We start from the raw sequence: 16180 nt of genomic DNA, 5'->3' as shown, positions 1-16180 counted from the left end.
CCTTACTCCACCGTTGGCTCTTCATAGAGAAGCAGCTGAACTTCACCAGATTCATCCAGCTCACGTACCATTTGCATGATGTCTTGACGTGCTTTTTGAACTCGACTTAACGCAACAGCGCCGCGTGCGTCCATGTCATCTTCTAGCGCTTTCACCATACGTTGCGGCATTGAACGCTTAATAGCTTGTTGTAAGGTAATATCGGAACCTTTTAGCGCAACTGCCCACAACTCTAGCGGGATTTGCTGCACCAACATGTCCATAGTTTCTTCGCGTTGTCGGCCAAGAACCATAAAGTCGAACATGTTTTCTTCAATTGCATTAACAACATCTTCATCATGCAACTTCAGCATTTCCATCAATGAACCACGGTCACCTTCAAAGCGGTTAATGATATCTGCTGCTTGCTTAACACCTGATAACGGCGTGCTTTGACTTGCGGATACTTTTTCGATGCAACGCTCAACGAGTTCATGCAAATCAACGGCAACTTGATGATCGATATCTTGCAATTGAGCAATACGGAACAAGATTTCGTCATGGTAATCTTGTGGCAAGTGCTTCAATACCGCTGAAGAGCTGTCTGCTGGCAAATACGCTAGAAAAATTGCTTGCATTTGTGGGTGCTCGTTCACAATGAAACGAGCGAGAGTTTCTGCTTCCACCCACTGTAAGCGCTGCATATTGTTGCGAATTTCATCGCCATATAAGGTATTTAATAACCCTTTTGCCAAATCGTTACCCAATGCTTTACGCAATGTATTAGATAGGTATTCCTTAGAGGCTCCTCGAATACCGCTGTGCTCACGGAAATCTTCAAAGAAAGTTTGAATAACACCACGAGCAGAATCGCTCTTAATGCCATTTAACTTCGCCATTGCACGAGTCACACGCTGGGTTTCATCACGGCTAAAGTGTTGCAAAACCTTCGCTGCGGCATCCTCGCCCATGCCTAATAGCACGAGCGCGGTTTGTTCAACATAACTAAGCGTCTGCTTTGATAGAACTGTGTTCATTGATGTTTACCCATTGTTTCAGTATTTCGGCTACGCGCTCTGGCTCTTCATTAGCAATAAGCTGTAGGTGTTTCAATTGAATTTCTAATGGCGAACCTGCTGGTGGTAGCATGTCGCTGTTTACATCTAAACCTGAAGAGGCTGAGATGCCTTTTTCAGATAGGCGGCGGTCAAGTACTTCTTCATGCTCGCGCTCTTCACGCGTTTGCAAGTTTTCGTAGTCAGGTTCTTCCTGAGGCTCAGCAAAATTTAGCTCAGGCACAGGTTTATCAACGCCAGTTAGGTGCATGATTAATGGACGCAGTACGAAGAAGATCATCGCCAAGCCTAACAAGCCACCAATAACGTAGCGTATTGGCTGCTGTACTGTAGGGTCTTGCCACCACGGCAGTGCAGGAGGAGCATCAATTTCGATTGGGGTGAAGTTGAAACTCATTAAACTTAAGCTGTCACCTCGTGTGGCAGAGATACCAACAGCATCCATGATCATGTTTGAGATTTGCTCTTTATCGGCTTCACTCCACGCCACACCATCTGGCGAAGCTTTGGAGTTCAACAGAACCGAGACACTAAGCTTTTCTATTTGGCCTTGTTGGTATTGAGTACGACGAACACTACTACCTACAGCATATTGACGATTCACTTCAGATCGCGCATTCGTGTTTTGGCTGTCGTTCGTTTCCACTTCACCAGATCCTGTCACTGGCGGTTGGTTACTTAGAGAACCAGGAACACCCAACGCAATTTGATCAACCGAGTTGTTATGAATGGTGTGCTCATTACGCACAACCGGCGCGTTATCCAAAATTTCTTGTGTTTCTTCAACTTGGCTAAAATCCAGATCGGCAGCGACTTGTACTCGGAAGTTACTCGGCCCCACAATCGGCGTAAGCATATCTGCTGCGCGTTGGATGATCTGTTTTTCAACACTCTTCTGGTATTCAAGATATTTCGCATTTACTTTACCAGCTTCCGCAGAAGCGACATCCGCACTAAGAAGACGGCCATACTGGTCAATGACAGAAACAAATTCTGGCTTCATTGCCGTGACACTGCCGACCACTAGGTTAATGATCGCTTCAACTTGTTCAGGCTTTAAGTCTTCACCAGGTTTGAGCTCAAGCATGACAGATGCTGAAGGATTCTCACTGTTTTGGCGGACGAATAGAGTTTGACGAGGTATTGCTAAATGAACACGCGCGTTCGCTACTGAGTTCAAAGACATGATAGTACGTACTAACTCACCTTCTAAACCATGACGATAACGCGCCGTTTCCATAAATTGGCTCGTACCAAGAGAGCTATCTTCCTTGAGCGAATCCAAACCTGTCGGCAGCTTAGCTTTGACACCTTTTGATGCAAGCAACATGCGTACCTTCGCAACCTCACCTTCTGGTACAAGAACTTGTCCATTTTGCTCTTGCATGCGGTAGCTTACGCCTTCGCTTTCTAATACCGACACAATTTCGCCGATATCAAAACGCTCTTGCTGGCTATATAGCGGACGAAAGCTCTGCGAGGAACTCCATAGTGCAACCACAATAATCGCTGCAACAATCGCAGCTAACACCGCAGATAGCACTAAGTTTCTCTGACTGCTAGACCAGATTTGCTTCAGCTTCGTTGTCACATCGTCCATGCCGTTGGCAGTAGAAAATGTCTGTGCTGTGCCGGTAGCCATAGCTGTGTTTCCGGCGACTTGGGGGGTTAGTTCTGACATGAATTACACCGGCATCTTCATAATATCTTCAAATGAGGTCACGACTTTGTTGCGCACTTGCATCAAAGCATTAAAGGACAAGCTGGCTTTTTGGCTCGCGACCATTGCACCAACTAGGTCATCACTTTTTCCTGTTTCTACGGCCGTCATTTTTTGACTAGCCACTGATTGATGTTGATTCACTGTATCCAACACATTTGTCATCGCTTGTGAGAACGATAAAGGTGCGTTTAGTGATTGTTGATCTAAAGGATTTGCACTCACGATAAACTCTGGCGGCTGCACTTGTGCCTGCATCGCCTGCATTTTTGACAACATAAGTTGCTCTGCCGAGACCGCATGAGTAGGTTGACTTGCCATCTATTTTTTCTCCTATTAGGCAGCCGAGCCTAGTGCCGACTGTAAATCAATACCATGTTCTCGCATTGCTGCGAGCTTGTAGCGTAGCGCTCGAGTAGAGACTCCAAGCGCGTTTGCGGTTTTCGTTCGGTTTCCACCAAACTGACGTAACTTTTCCAAAATAAACTGATATTCAGCTTGCTTCTTCGCTTCTACATGACCAAAACTTGAAGTTGGCTCTGCTGTAGGAACTGACGCGACAAGCTCAATAGGCAGCATCAGGTCATGGGCTGTAATGTAATCACCATGACGCATGACCAAAGCGCGTTGAATGACATTTTCCAACTCACGAATATTGCCCGGCCAGTGATACTGACTCAGCGCACTAATCGCATCTTGGGATAGGTGACAGCGGCTGCTATCTTGATACTTTTCAATAAAGAATTGGCTAATTGGTAGAATGTCCTCTTTTCTTTCACGCAAAGGCGGCCAGTGCAGAGGCAGCACATCTAATCGATAATAAAGATCTTCACGGAACGTGCCTTTTTGAACTTCCTCACGTAAGTCTTTGTTGGTTGCCGCAATAACACGAATATCGAGCTGAACGGCTTTATGGCTACCAACACGTTCTACTTCACGCTCTTGAAGGACGCGTAACAATTTAGCTTGAACCGCAGGTGACATTTCACCAATCTCGTCAAGCAGAATCGTCCCGCCATTTGCTTCTTCAAACTTACCGCTTTGAGAATTTGTCGCTCCGGTGAACGCGCCTTTTACATGACCGAATAGCACAGCCTCTAACATTGACTCTGGAATGGCGGCGCAGTTAACCGCCACAAATGGACCATTGATACGCGGAGAGTGCTCATGCACATATCGCGCCAGCACTTCTTTACCCGTTCCCGATTCACCTGTAATAAGCACACTCGCGTTAGTACATGCTGCACGATGCGCTAATTGCAGAACTTGTTTGCTTCTCCAAGACTCCGCAACAATGTTGGCCATTGGCTTACCTAACGCTTCAACACGTTTAAGCAGATTAACCAACTGATTAGATTCAAATGGGCGTAATAGATAATCAGTAGCGCCCGCTTTCATCGTCTCAGCAGCCAAGATGCCTTGTTCTTGGTCGACAATCGCAATAACAACACCCGAATTTCGCTGCTTTTGGTGACACGCGACAAACTCACGAACACACATATCCGGCAGCGTAGAGCTCACTAAAGTGATTTCTGCTCGCTCTTCAAGCAAAGCGCCTCGACCAGTACGAGTGTGTTTCGCGGTGTAACCTGCATTTTGCAACACATCCAATACTGGTTGAGCAAGAGCTTCATTTGGCTCAACCAACAAAATTTTCGTTTTCGTCATCATTGAACCTTAACTTTCGTTTGTTGATTTTGTGATTGTAGATCTGGGTGGTGTTTCGTAGCCGTATACTCGTTGTCCCTCACTAAACGCAGGGTGACACGTCGGTTTTTTGCTTGGCCATTAACCGAGTTATTGCTGGCAATTGGGTAACGTGAACCATGAGCTCGTGTTTCGATCATCGACTCGTCGACCCCAAGCTCAATCAAAGCATTGGTGACTTGCTCTGCTCGAGTACGTGACACAGAAAGGTTCGTTAAACTTGAACCAACGTTATCGGTGTGACCGTCGATGAGGATTTTGGTCACTCGATCATCCACAGATACATAGCTATACAGCGCTTCTAGTGTTGCTTTCTGTCCACGACTTAACGTCTTCTGACCAAACTCAAATGAGAGCGCCATATCCCTTGCCTCTGAAAAAGACAATTTAGGCAATCGCGCGCGACACGCATTAAATGATTTCAATGCGTTTTGAATTTGAAGAGTAGGAATCACAATCTCTGAAACAGAGGAAGCATTACTTCCTTTAAGTGACAGCGTCACCCAACTACCCGAAGCAATTGAATCCATGAATTCTTCAGCGCCTTTATTAAAGATGAAACGCTGAGACGGCTTAGTAAATTCAAGGGAACCAAATTCTTTTCTATAAAGCTCACCACCCCAAGGAGCATTTTGAGTTGTTAAAGCAATCGTTTTCCATTTATTGTTTTCATATTCTATATCGGAAATAAAATAGAATTTATTATTAGGTTCCGCTAGGAAATAAAACTTCCCATAGTCTTTATTTGATTGCAACAGGTTGCATTTGAATTTATTTCCCTCATATGTCCATTTAGAGAGGTCCATAGGGATTGTTAAGACTTCTTCTGAATATGACACTTTTGAAAAAATAAAACTGATAACAATAATTGTGTTACAAATTATCAAACGGACATGATTCATGTATATCTTACATTCCCATGACTTAAACCGTTTAATTAAATATGCCACCAAGCCGAGAGAACTGGCATAGCTAATCATTTTAATTACCTATTCTGAATATTAAAATTGGTTACAAAACGCTCAAGAGAGCACGCTTAGCCTCCAACGGAAGCTTTAAGCATAAAAAACAGTATCTTATAATTTATTTATTTGAAGTTGTTGTTACGCCATAAAGGCAATTTAAAAAAGCTATAACAACTAAAACGCTCAACATTGTTATTTTATTTATTAAGCGATTTATAAAGAAAACTAACTCTTTTTAAATTTCATTAAAAGATTATGACTATATGAACAAAGCAACATGTGAACTAAAGTCACAATCTTAGAGTTTGGAGCTAAAAGATCATTAAAATTTCTGTGTAGACTACACGCCATTAAGTTAAAACACTTTCGATTGTTAACGCACGGTAAAATATAAATGGAAAATAGAGTTAGCGAGCCTATTTCTGATAGTCAACTACTTGATGTAGAATTATTAGGCAAACCTATTCATATCATTCGTGAGAAGCTCGATAATTTAATTTCAGAATCTTGCTCAAACCTTACGACTGAATTACAAAATTGGCTCAGCACAGGAAAAGTGGAAGCTAGCTTAACCTCAGTAGACTTGCACCGCTTTACATCGGTTGAGATGGACAAAGAGCAAACGTCGACCTATCAACATCAGGAAGGCGGCATGGTATTCATCCATGGTAACCCTCACACGCTAATAAAGTTGGCTGATAGATTTTATGGTGCAAGTGCAGAGCGTTCAGCCGCTACTCTGACGGCCAGTGACTTACGTTTACAAGAGCGCATCAGTCGAATCATCATCGGTTGGCTTGCTCCTGGTGAAATGTGGGACACGGGTGAGTATGAGACCCCTAGAGGAATTGGCATTAACGTTCAATTAAACATTGCGTTTGACGATCATCAAGGCTCAATTCATCTCAAGCTAGATGGTCATCTTATTCAAACGCTGATCGAGCAGCTTGAACTGCAGCCTGATACCGATTTGTTTCAACCTTTCTGTCGTTCTTTAGAGACGACCCCCGTTCGACTGAACGTTGTTCTAAGTAAAAAGAAGATGCCTTTAAGTGATGTGGTTGGCTTACAACCCAACGATATTTTACCTATTGAGCTTCTTAACACGGTTCCAGTAAGCATTGGCAACCAATCTCTATTTACAGGTCGTATTGCCGAGCAAGACGGCCAACTTGTTTTGATCTTTAACCCTGATAAGGAACCGCAGCGATGAGCGAAGCGCTAGAAACTAATGCATTCGACGCAGAAGAACTGAACTTTGATGATTTTCAATTAGAAGACTTTGAAGCCGAAGATACGCTCCAACAAGAACCAGCCACTGCGGAACGTGACCTTAGCTTTTTCAAAAGCATTCCTGTCACAGTCACGCTGGAAGTTGCGAGTAAGGAGATCCCACTTGGGGACTTAATGAAAGCGGGTGAAGGCACGGTTATCGAGTTGGAAAAGCTCAATGGCGAGCCTTTAGACGTGAAAGTAAACGGTTCTCTTATGGGCCACGCTGAAGTTGTCGTTGTCAATGATAAGTATGGACTTCGTCTGATCGATGTACATGACTCTGCATTGAGTGGCGTTGGTCAATAATCTTAGGTAGGCATCACAATGAAAAATCTGAGCGCTTGGCACCGTTGGTTACCTCTTTTGGTATTGGTGTCACTTTTGTTTGCTTTCCCAACAATGGCGGCTGACAACGGCTTAACTATCTTGTCCGTTTCTGATGGCGACACACAACAAGAATACAGCGTTAAACTGCAAATTCTGTTGTTGATGACGGCGCTCAGTTTTCTTCCAGCATTTATTTTGATGGCGACGAGCTTTACTCGAATTGTCGTTGTCCTTGCGATTTTGCGCCAAGCTCTTGGTCTTCAACAAAGCCCACCTAACAGAGTGTTGGTCGGGATCGCTCTCGCATTGACGTTACTGATTATGCGCCCTGTCTGGAGCGATATTTATGAAAATGCGTTTCAGCCATACGACAACGGCGAAATCACGCTAATACAGGCTTTTTCTGTTGCAGAGAAACCAGTGAGAGAGTTCATGTTGGCACAGACGCACCAAAGCTCTCTTGAACAAATGTTACGTATTGCCAATGAGCCTCTCGACCAAAACGTTGAGGATATTTCATTTGCCGTTGTCTTGCCTGCATTTGTCATTAGTGAACTGAAAACCGCCTTCCAAATTGGTTTTATGCTTTTCATCCCGTTTTTGGTCATCGACTTGGTTGTCGCCAGTGTCCTGATGGCAATGGGTATGATGATGCTATCACCTTTAATTGTCTCACTTCCCTTTAAGTTGGTGGTATTTGTACTCGTGGATGGTTGGGCAATGACAGTTGGCACCTTATCTGCCAGCTTCGGTTAACTAGGAGCAGTTATGACCCCAGAACTAACCGTAACGTTATTTTCCGATGCAGTATGGCTGATCATTTTGATGGTTGCCGTATTGGTTGTTCCAGGCTTAATTGTCGGTTTGTGTATCGCCGTATTTCAGGCTGCCACACAAATCAACGAGCAAACACTCAGCTTTTTGCCACGTTTGCTCGTTACCTTATTAATGGTGATTTTTGCAGGTCACTGGATGCTACGTAAGATCATGGAACTGTTTGATTTCTTGTTCCACAACATACCAGGGATGATTGGCTAATGGCCATCACATTTGCAGAGCTCTCGGCGATACTCGGTCAACTCTGGTGGCCGTTTTTTCGTGTGGGAGCCGTATTTATTTCAATGCCTTTCTTTGGTGATGCGATTATTCCTGTTTGGGTTCGTACTTTACTGGCCCTCTCGATCGTTGTCATTACTGGACCGTTAATGCCACCCATGCCACAAGTCGAGTTATTCTCTATGACTTCCCTGTTCCTTGCTTTTGAGCAAGCTATTTGGGGAGTAATGTTTGGGTTAATTTTGCACATGCTCTTTAACGTTTTCACCATGCTTGGCCAGGTGATTTCTCTGCAAATGGGCTTAGGTATGGCGATGATGAATGATCCTATTAACGGGCTTTCTGTCGCCATTTTGGGACGCATATTTCTGATTTTCTCAACCTTGTTGTTCCTCGCGCTAGAAGGACACTTACTCGTCATAGATATCGTGATTCAAAGCTTTGTTGTTTGGCCTGTCGGATCTGGTATCACATCGCTTTCTCTGCAAGGTGTTGTCAATATTTTCGGTTGGATGTTTGCCTCTTCACTCGCTTTGGCTTTGCCCGCTATTGTTTCCATGCTTCTAGCCAACATCAGTTTTGGTGTAATGAACCGAGCCGCACCATCACTTAATGTCTATGCGTTAGGTTTTCCTATGACGATGCTGCTGGGTCTGTTCAGCGTATTAATCTCAGTTTCTGGTGTTCCTGGTCGCTACACGGCGCTCGTTCACGACACCATTAGACACTTGAGTAACTTTATGTTGGGGGGAGCATGAGCGATCAATCTTCTCAAGACAAAACTGAAAAAGCCTCACCGCAGAAGGTAAAGAAAGCCCGCCAGGAAGGACAAATTCCTCGCGCGAAAGAGTTTACTACTGCGGTGATATTTCTAGCGGTGGCGCTCTACTTTTACTCTCAGCTTAATAGTATTTGGGAAAGCATGTCGGGTATCTTTCGCTACAACATGATGCTGACGCGAGCCGACCTAGAAAATCCTAAACAACTTGTCGAGCAATTGGGACAAAGTTTAGCGGTCATCATCGACATGCTATTACCATTGTTTACCGTCATTATTATCGTGACCTGTGGTAGTAGCCTTGTGCTAGGCGGCTGGATGTTCCGTCCCGCGAACGTGATGCCAAAGCTCAGCAAAATTAATCCTTTGAGCGGGATAAAGCGCATTTTTTCGACCCGCTCAGTGGTTGAGCTCTTAAAGTCGACGTTCAAAGTAGCCGTGATCTTCGGCATCTTATATGGCTATTTAGACAACCACTTACAGCCATTACTTGGCATGCAAAACCTCCCACTCAGCCAAGGTTTTTCTCTAGTAATGTCAATTCTGTTTGAAGGCTTACTCTTAATGGGCTTCGCCTTGTTGTTATTTGGGGTTATCGACATTCCTTATCAGCGTTGGGAACACCTAAAAGAACTCCGCATGACGAAACAAGAATTGAAAGAGGAATTTAAAAATAATGAAGGTCGTCCGGAAGTAAAACAACGTATTCGTCAAATACAGCAACAGTTTGCACGCCGTAAGATCGATAAAATGGTGCCGACGGCTGACGTGATCATCACAAACCCAACGCACTACGCAGTCGCACTGAAATACGAGCCTTCGCTTTCTGACGCGCCCTTTGTCGTCGCAAAAGGCGTAGACGAAACTGCTATGCACATTCAACGTATCGCCCGAGAAAACAAAGTGGAAATCATTAACTCCCCGCCACTTACCCGTTCGATTTATCACACGACGGCGATTGAACAAGCAATCCCAAGCCAACTGTACATCGCAGTGGCACATATTCTTACTTACGTTTTGCAATTGAAAGCCTTTCGTAAAGGTGAGGGAAAAGAGCCAATTCCTTTACCTCATTTTTCGATTCCAAAACATTTGCAGCACTGATTAACCCGCGTTTATCCAAGGACACGAAAGTATGCTTAACCGGTTAAAACAACTTCAAACATCAACCAAAGGCTACGTTGGCATTCCAATCGTCTTGCTAATGATATTAGCAATGGTGATTCTTCCTTTGCCTCCTCTGCTACTGGATGCGCTGTTTACCTTTAATATCGTCTTAGCAATCCTAGTATTGCTGGTCAGCACAACCGCAAAGCGACCATTAGATTTCTCTGTTTTTCCAACTATTTTGCTGGTCGCAACATTATTACGTCTCACATTGAACGTGGCTTCTACGCGAATTGTACTCCTAGAAGGACATAATGGTGGTGACGCAGCGGGTAAGGTCATTCAAGCATTCGGTGAAGTCGTCATTGGCGGTAACTACGTCGTTGGTATGGTGGTGTTCGTCATCTTGATGATCATCAACTTCGTCGTAATCACCAAAGGTGGTGAACGTATTTCTGAGGTTTCAGCCCGCTTTACGTTGGATGCTTTACCAGGCAAACAAATGGCAATTGATGCCGACTTAAACGCTGGCCTTATCGATCAGGAAACGGCTCGCTTACGCCGTAAAGAAGTCGCCAACGAAGCCGATTTTCATGGTTCGATGGATGGTGCATCAAAGTTTGTGCGTGGCGATGCCATCGCAGGTTTGTTGATTCTGTTTATCAATATCATTGGTGGTATCAGTATTGGTGTCTTCGAGCATGGACTCGCTGCGTCTGACGCCTTTAAAACTTATGCCCTACTCACAATCGGTGATGGTCTAGTTGCTCAAATTCCTTCACTACTATTGGCAACGGCTGCCGCGATTATCGTTACGCGAATTAATGATAGCGATAATGGCATGTCGGAAACCATGCAAAAGCAATTACTGGCAACTCCTGCAACGCTATTTACTGTCGCAGGTATTATGGCGGTAATCGGTATGGTACCGGGTATGCCACACCTAGCCTTTTTTGCGTTTGCTGGCGCATTAGCGTTCGCAGGGTGGCGTCAAACCAAGAAGCCAGTGCAAGACTCCCAGATTGAAGAGGTCGAAGCACTTTCACAAGCGATGCAAGACGATGATACACCGCTGACATGGGATGATATTCCTCACGTCCAAACATTATCACTTGCGCTTGGTTACCGACTCGTCCATCTAGTCAACAAAGAACAAGGGGCTCCTTTATCACAACGTATCCGCGGTGTGCGTCGAAACCTTTCTGAACAAGTTGGCTTTTTATTACCTGAAGTTCGTATTCGTGACAACCTGAGCCTCAAGCCAAACCAATACACAATTTCTCTAAATGGCGAAGTCATTGAGCAAGGCTTTATTGAACCAGAGCGTTTAATGGCGATAGCGGTTGGCGAAACTTACGGTGAGGTAGATGGCATTTTGGGTAGCGATCCTGCTTATCAGTTGCCAGCTGTGTGGATTGAGCATCAAGATAAAGCAAAAGCACTTAATATGGGTTACCAAGTTGTCGATGATGGCACTGTTATTGCCACTCATATTAGTAAAATCATGAAGACAAACCTTGCAGAGTTGTTTACGCACGACGATGTGGAAGCAATAACCCAGCGTTTGACACAACAAGCCCCGAAACTAGCAGAAGCATTAGCAGCAGCACTTAATCCAGCGCAGCAGCTGAAAGTATATCGTCAGCTTTTATTGGACCAAGTGCCACTAAAAGATATTCGCACGATTGCCAACACAATGTTGGAATCCGCGGAAAATACAAAGGACCCGATCCTACTTGCATCTGATGTGCGCTGTGCACTAAAGCGTACGCTTGTTAACTTAATTGCAGGGCAAAAGAACGAGTTAAATGTCTACGCACTGTCTGATGAGTTAGAACAAATGCTACTAACTTCACTGCAACAAGCACAATCTTCTGGTACGGTAACACTAGATAGCTTCCCAATTGAGCCAAACATTCTTGGTCAGTTCCAACAAAACTTGCCATTGATCAGACAACAGCTTAAGCAACAGGGGCTACCTCCGATCCTTCTCGTTATGCCACAGCTGCGCCCTCTTCTAGCGCGTTACGCTCGTACATTTACACAAGGGCTGGCAGTATTGTCTTACAACGAAATCCCAGAAAACAAACAAATCAATGTGGTAGGAAACCTTGGTTAATCTTATTTCAACACATGCGATGTACGAACATTTGGTTGGTCTCGCAGTACAACACATCGTCACGGATGACGATCAATTAGTCTTTGATGCTTTAAAACACAATGATGTCCAACACGCATGCCAAGCAATTAGGGAAGCTCAATCAGGAGAAGTAGAATTCCAACACCTGACGTTGAGATTTGGTATGCGTGGAGAACAAAGTGTCTATCAATTCAAACTCTCTGAACAAATGCAGTACTGCCTGGATTTGTTCAGTCTTTACCTTGCACTAAGACAAACACAATTTCAGTTAGAAGCCTTTCATCACGACTTGATTAGTAATGTTGTCGTGCCGATTCGCGTGGATGCATTACTGTGGGAGCCTGGGGTTTATTTTCTCGAACAGACGATTCAATTCCACTCTTCTGCTTTTCAACATGTGATTCCTTCTCTTCAAGCTGATGAAACGTTATGTGATAGTGATAAAGTCGCCACACTCACCAAAAAGTTAAAAGAGAATGCATATTCACTTTGGTTTGAAGTCGCGACATCGCAAGTGAACTTCGAGCGCGTCGCAGACTTTAGTCCCGATATGATCAAATTGTCAGTCACACTAGAGGATAAAGAAGAAAGACACGCTTTCCTACCTATTGCCAAGTTCTTAAGAAAGCATAAATATACTTGGGTTGCCGGACGTGTAGCGAGTCAAACTGAACTTAACCGCTATCGTTTATTGGGTGCCAGTTATTATTTTGGTTATTTCAGCGATATCCCAACCTCTCTCTCCTTTCAGTCTTTTGATGAGGAATAGTTGAAACTCAACCATTTATATTTAAAACAGCACGATTTATTCGTGCTGTTTTTTTATTTATAACGGATAACCACAAGATCATTGGGCAATAGTTTCTTTAACTTAACTAAAAAATTTAGGCTTATATGATGATTTTCCCGGTTTTCATGGAATACAAATCACTAAAAATCATCAATTTTTATCTTTTTTAGAAATTTTTTAATTTTCAAATTAATCATTAAAGCCGACCGACCGCCTCTAGTTAGTGACAAGGGAATATCCCGAGGCCTGAAAGATATAGTGACTAACTAAGGAGACTAAGATGGCTTTATCAATGCACACTAACTACGCTTCGCTTGTAACTCAAAACACAATGAACACAACAAGCGGACTTCTAAACACAGCAATGGAACGTCTAAGCACAGGCTACCGTGTGAACTCAGCTGCTGATGACGCTGCTGGTCTTCAAATTGCTAACCGTCTAGAAGCGCAAACACGCGGCATGTCAGTAGCAATGCGTAACGCACAAGACGGCATCTCTATGATGCAAACTGCTGAAGGTGCGATGGATGAAATGACAAACATCGTTTACCGTATGAACGACCTTGCTACACAATCGTTGAACGGTTCAAACAGTGCAACAGACCGTGCGTCTCTTAACAAAGAGTTCACACAGCTTACTGCAGAACTAAACAACATCGTAGACAACACTAAGTTCGGTGGTCAAAACCTTCTTAAAGGCGGCGGCTTCGGTGCAGGTGACGTAACATTCCAAATCGGTGCATCTTCTGCTGAAACATTGACTGTAAGCGCAAGCGCAGGTATCGGTGAAATCACTACTATTCTTGCTGATGCAGCAATTACAGATGGTATCGATGACGCGACTAAAGCAAAAGCAGCACTAGACAAAATCAGCGGCGCTGACGGTCTAGTAGAAAAAATTGGTAGCTCTCGTGCAGACTTCGGTGCGAACATCAACCGTCTTGAGCACACTATGGCTAACCTTGGTAACATGGTAGAAAACGTTACAGCATCTAAAGGTCGTATCATGGATACAGACTTTGCAGTAGAGTCTTCAAACATGACTAAGAACCAAATGTTGATGCAAGCAGGTACAACTGTTCTGTCTCAAACTAACCAGCTTCCAAGCATGGCAATGTCACTACTACGCTAATTACTTAGTTAATAGTGCGCTTAATTTAAATCGTCTTAATTATAAAGCCTTCCTATGGAAGGCTTTATTTTTATCTACGAATATAAATAGAGCTCGTATTATCTTTGTGAGATTCAGGCACTCTGAATCCGAATTTCAACATAATATTAAATAAAACCTTATTAAACAGTTCTAATTCTATCGTCTCTAATTTGCTTCCTATTTTACTATCTCTAAGTTCAGGAAAATTGAACTTAGCTTCCTTTAAGATACTAGCTATCTCATCAGAATTGATGCTCTGTTTACTTAATAGTTTTTTGTTAATGAACTCTTCATATGCACGAGCACATTTCATCAATCGCAACGCAAATTCATTCATAACTGACATTCTTTGAAACGTAAAAAATTTAATTTTTAGTGAGAACACTTGCACTTCGCACTATCAAAAATAATATCAGAACGCAATTAATGCACTCTGTAAGAATTATCTGAATCAAGCTGAAGTAAAGGCTGAATATAACGTCCAATTAAAACATCTCTCCTAATTAGAACCGTCAATACAATTAAATATTTTCTTTGTTTAGGTCGCCTTTTCTTATAAGGAAATTACTTTTTCCATGGAGGAAGGCGGAACAAACAAGGTGGAAACACCACTTCCTCCCAAGAAAACAAAATAGCTTTAAACCTTTGTTTTAATTGAATTTAATATACGGCACGTATCTTGCCACTGATAATTAAACTAAGGCGTAGCATTCAAAGTATTCAAGCCAATAAGAGATGAGAGGAGCACACCTCATGAGTTCTTTAGACCCAGTAAAAATGGCAACCCAATTCGCACAATTGGACACAAACCCATTCAAAAACCGTTACCAAGCGCAAGCTAATGTGTACCAGTCACAACTGTCAGCTTTTAATAAAGTTGAAAGCGCACTACGTGATTTTCGTACTGCAATGAAAGAGATGAATAACAGCACAAACAGCATCATCAAAAACAGTGCGACACTCTCTCAAGAAGGTAACTTTACTGCAAACGCGGATGCTAAAGCGCTAACGGGTAACTATCAGATTTTTGTAGAAAAAGTGGCAACGGCGCATCAAGTATCTACAGGTATGCCTGCAGACCTTGAGGCAACGACAGAAGTACCAACAACTGGATCTTTAGAATTCACCATCAACGGTGAAACAATGACTCTAGACTTGTCCTCCGTTGATGTTAATGGTGACGGCACTGCAACGATCAGTGATTTAGCAAGCGCGATTAACAATCACACGGATAACCCTGGCGTTAACGCCACTCTAGTTCGCTCGAATGGTCAAACACACTTTATGCTATCGAGCACTGAGACTGGTGTCGAAAATAAGATCAACGTATCTGCAACGGGTACTGGCCAAGCGTGGTTTGAAGACGCCTTCACCAACCTCAAGCAAATTAACGCTCCACAAGATGCGGTTATGTGGCTAGGTGCAAAAGACTCAGGCCTGAAACTAACCAACGCAAGTAATACTTTTGAAGGTGTCATCGACGGTGTTGACATTACCGTATCTAAACCGCAAGCCGCGGGAGATTCGCCAATCGGTTTAAAAATTGGAGCTGATAGCGAAGGCACTAAAGAACAACTAGATAAGTTTGTGGAAACCTACAATGCCCTTGTTTCGACTATCGATCAGTACACCCAAATTGGCGGTGAAGATCAGAAACGCGGCGTGCTCGCTAGCGACTCGACATTGCGTTCTATTGAGAGTCAGTTAACGGGGTTAATCCGAGGTGAACACAATGGTATGCGCCTAAGCGAAATCGGCGTGAGCCTAGACCGCAACGGTAAAATGAAAGTTGATCAAGAAAAGTTCAAAGAAGCTCAACAAACAAATAGCGCAGGCTTAGAGGCGTTGTTTAATGGGGATGACGCTTTGCTAGATTCTCTTGACGCGATGGTAGAGCCTTTCTTGAAGTTCTCATCAGGTACCTTCAGCACGCGTAAAGACGCAATACAGTCAAGCTTAGACCGAATCAAAGATAAACAAACCAATTTAGAGCGTAAGTACGAAATGTCGTACAACCGCTACCTCAAACAATTCACTCAAATGAATTCAATTATGACCCAAATGAACCAAACCATGTCCATGTTTAAAGCTCAAAAATAAGACATTT

16 protein-coding genes are annotated in these 16180 nt (G+C 43.5%); 10 read left to right on the top strand and 6 right to left on the bottom strand.

Annotation, left to right across the window (positions count from 1 at the left end):
- Nucleotides 1–2: 2 nt before the first annotated feature.
- Genes R8269_RS07730 through R8269_RS07710 form a run of 5 tightly spaced genes read right to left on the bottom strand, consistent with a single transcriptional unit; the run spans nucleotide 3 to nucleotide 5462 of the window.
- Nucleotides 3–1016, bottom strand: a complete 1014-nt coding sequence (locus R8269_RS07730; RefSeq protein WP_005375048.1) for a flagellar motor switch protein FliG — start codon at nucleotides 1014–1016, stop codon at nucleotides 3–5.
- The gene (gene fliF / locus R8269_RS07725; protein WP_005384024.1) at nucleotides 985–2736 is read right to left on the bottom strand and encodes a flagellar basal-body MS-ring/collar protein FliF; all 1752 of its coding nucleotides are present in this window, start codon (nucleotides 2734–2736) and stop codon (nucleotides 985–987) included. Before fliF ends, R8269_RS07730 begins: the two co-directional genes overlap by 32 nt.
- A gap of 3 nt (nucleotides 2737–2739) precedes the next feature.
- The gene (gene fliE / locus R8269_RS07720; protein ID WP_005375045.1) at nucleotides 2740–3096 is read right to left on the bottom strand and encodes a flagellar hook-basal body complex protein FliE; all 357 of its coding nucleotides are present in this window, start codon (nucleotides 3094–3096) and stop codon (nucleotides 2740–2742) included.
- Between the two features lie 15 nt (nucleotides 3097–3111).
- Nucleotides 3112–4443 carry a sigma-54 interaction domain-containing protein gene (locus R8269_RS07715; protein WP_031778880.1) on the bottom strand — a complete coding sequence of 444 codons (1332 nt, stop codon included), beginning with the start codon at nucleotides 4441–4443 and terminating at the stop codon, nucleotides 3112–3114.
- Complete coding sequence (locus tag R8269_RS07710) at nucleotides 4443–5462, bottom strand: OmpA family protein (RefSeq protein WP_053307937.1); 1020 nt, start codon at nucleotides 5460–5462, stop codon at nucleotides 4443–4445. Before R8269_RS07710 ends, R8269_RS07715 begins: the two co-directional genes overlap by 1 nt.
- Nucleotides 5463–5841: 379 nt before the next feature.
- Between R8269_RS07710 and R8269_RS07705 the strand changes: the two genes are divergently transcribed.
- The 9 genes from R8269_RS07705 (at nucleotide 5842) to lafA (ending at nucleotide 14052) form a co-directional block, all read left to right on the top strand.
- Complete coding sequence (locus R8269_RS07705; protein ID WP_005375039.1) at nucleotides 5842–6660, top strand: FliM/FliN family flagellar motor switch protein; 819 nt, start codon at nucleotides 5842–5844, stop codon at nucleotides 6658–6660.
- Nucleotides 6657–7028, top strand: a complete 372-nt coding sequence (gene fliN, locus R8269_RS07700; protein ID WP_005375038.1) for a flagellar motor switch protein FliN — start codon at nucleotides 6657–6659, stop codon at nucleotides 7026–7028. The genes R8269_RS07705 and fliN overlap by 4 nt, the downstream gene beginning before the upstream one ends.
- Nucleotides 7029–7046: 18 nt before the next feature.
- On the top strand, nucleotides 7047–7805 hold the full coding sequence (fliP, locus tag R8269_RS07695; RefSeq protein ID WP_005375037.1) for a flagellar type III secretion system pore protein FliP: 759 nt from the start codon (nucleotides 7047–7049) through the stop codon (nucleotides 7803–7805).
- A 12-nt stretch (nucleotides 7806–7817) separates the two neighbouring features.
- Nucleotides 7818–8087 (top strand): flagellar biosynthesis protein FliQ, encoded by a 270-nt coding sequence (fliQ, locus tag R8269_RS07690; RefSeq protein WP_005375036.1) that lies wholly within the window; start codon nucleotides 7818–7820, stop codon nucleotides 8085–8087.
- Nucleotides 8087–8863, top strand: coding sequence for a flagellar biosynthetic protein FliR (fliR, locus tag R8269_RS07685; protein WP_005375027.1), 777 nt, complete (start codon nucleotides 8087–8089; stop codon nucleotides 8861–8863). Before fliQ ends, fliR begins: the two co-directional genes overlap by 1 nt.
- Entirely contained in the window at nucleotides 8860–9987 is a 1128-nt protein-coding gene (flhB, locus tag R8269_RS07680; protein WP_005375025.1) for a flagellar biosynthesis protein FlhB, read from the top strand. Before fliR ends, flhB begins: the two co-directional genes overlap by 4 nt.
- Before the next feature lie 31 nt (nucleotides 9988–10018).
- On the top strand, nucleotides 10019–12109 hold the full coding sequence (gene flhA / locus R8269_RS07675) for a flagellar biosynthesis protein FlhA (RefSeq protein ID WP_005375024.1): 2091 nt from the start codon (nucleotides 10019–10021) through the stop codon (nucleotides 12107–12109).
- Nucleotides 12110–12128: 19 nt separating this feature from the next.
- Entirely contained in the window at nucleotides 12129–12899 is a 771-nt protein-coding gene (locus tag R8269_RS07670; RefSeq protein WP_017633491.1) for an EAL domain-containing protein, read from the top strand.
- A 301-nt stretch (nucleotides 12900–13200) separates the two neighbouring features.
- Complete coding sequence (gene lafA / locus R8269_RS07665) at nucleotides 13201–14052, top strand: lateral flagellin LafA (RefSeq protein WP_005375019.1); 852 nt, start codon at nucleotides 13201–13203, stop codon at nucleotides 14050–14052.
- A 70-nt stretch (nucleotides 14053–14122) separates the two neighbouring features.
- Here lafA and R8269_RS07660 read toward each other — a convergent pair whose 3' ends face one another.
- On the bottom strand, nucleotides 14123–14410 hold the full coding sequence (locus tag R8269_RS07660; RefSeq protein WP_005375016.1) for a hypothetical protein: 288 nt from the start codon (nucleotides 14408–14410) through the stop codon (nucleotides 14123–14125).
- A gap of 416 nt (nucleotides 14411–14826) precedes the next feature.
- On the opposite strand from R8269_RS07660, the gene fliD reads away from it, so the two are divergent.
- Entirely contained in the window at nucleotides 14827–16173 is a 1347-nt protein-coding gene (gene fliD / locus R8269_RS07655) for a flagellar filament capping protein FliD (protein WP_042521679.1), read from the top strand.
- Nucleotides 16174–16180 lie beyond the last annotated feature (7 nt).

Source organism: Vibrio sp. Vb0667 (assembly GCF_033391095.1).
Note: the sequence above shows the minus strand (reverse complement) of the source record. Positions and strands in the feature narration are given on the sequence as shown.

Excerpts from the sequence above, each read along its gene's own strand:
- R8269_RS07730 (WP_005375048.1), bottom strand. The coding sequence starts at position 1,016 with ATGAACACAGTTCTATCAAAGCAGACGCTTAGTTATGTTGAACAAACC.
- fliF (WP_005384024.1), bottom strand. The coding sequence starts at position 2,736 with ATGTCAGAACTAACCCCCCAAGTCGCCGGAAACACAGCTATGGCTACC.
- fliE (WP_005375045.1), bottom strand. The coding sequence starts at position 3,096 with ATGGCAAGTCAACCTACTCATGCGGTCTCGGCAGAGCAACTTATGTTG.
- R8269_RS07715 (WP_031778880.1), bottom strand. The coding sequence starts at position 4,443 with ATGACGAAAACGAAAATTTTGTTGGTTGAGCCAAATGAAGCTCTTGCT.
- R8269_RS07710 (WP_053307937.1), bottom strand. The coding sequence starts at position 5,462 with ATGATTAGCTATGCCAGTTCTCTCGGCTTGGTGGCATATTTAATTAAA.
- R8269_RS07705 (WP_005375039.1), top strand. The coding sequence starts at position 5,842 with ATGGAAAATAGAGTTAGCGAGCCTATTTCTGATAGTCAACTACTTGAT.
- fliN (WP_005375038.1), top strand. The coding sequence starts at position 6,657 with ATGAGCGAAGCGCTAGAAACTAATGCATTCGACGCAGAAGAACTGAAC.
- fliP (WP_005375037.1), top strand. The coding sequence starts at position 7,047 with ATGAAAAATCTGAGCGCTTGGCACCGTTGGTTACCTCTTTTGGTATTG.
- fliQ (WP_005375036.1), top strand. The coding sequence starts at position 7,818 with ATGACCCCAGAACTAACCGTAACGTTATTTTCCGATGCAGTATGGCTG.
- fliR (WP_005375027.1), top strand. The coding sequence starts at position 8,087 with ATGGCCATCACATTTGCAGAGCTCTCGGCGATACTCGGTCAACTCTGG.
- flhB (WP_005375025.1), top strand. The coding sequence starts at position 8,860 with ATGAGCGATCAATCTTCTCAAGACAAAACTGAAAAAGCCTCACCGCAG.
- flhA (WP_005375024.1), top strand. The coding sequence starts at position 10,019 with ATGCTTAACCGGTTAAAACAACTTCAAACATCAACCAAAGGCTACGTT.
- R8269_RS07670 (WP_017633491.1), top strand. The coding sequence starts at position 12,129 with ATGTACGAACATTTGGTTGGTCTCGCAGTACAACACATCGTCACGGAT.
- lafA (WP_005375019.1), top strand. The coding sequence starts at position 13,201 with ATGGCTTTATCAATGCACACTAACTACGCTTCGCTTGTAACTCAAAAC.
- R8269_RS07660 (WP_005375016.1), bottom strand. The coding sequence starts at position 14,410 with ATGAATGAATTTGCGTTGCGATTGATGAAATGTGCTCGTGCATATGAA.
- fliD (WP_042521679.1), top strand. The coding sequence starts at position 14,827 with ATGAGTTCTTTAGACCCAGTAAAAATGGCAACCCAATTCGCACAATTG.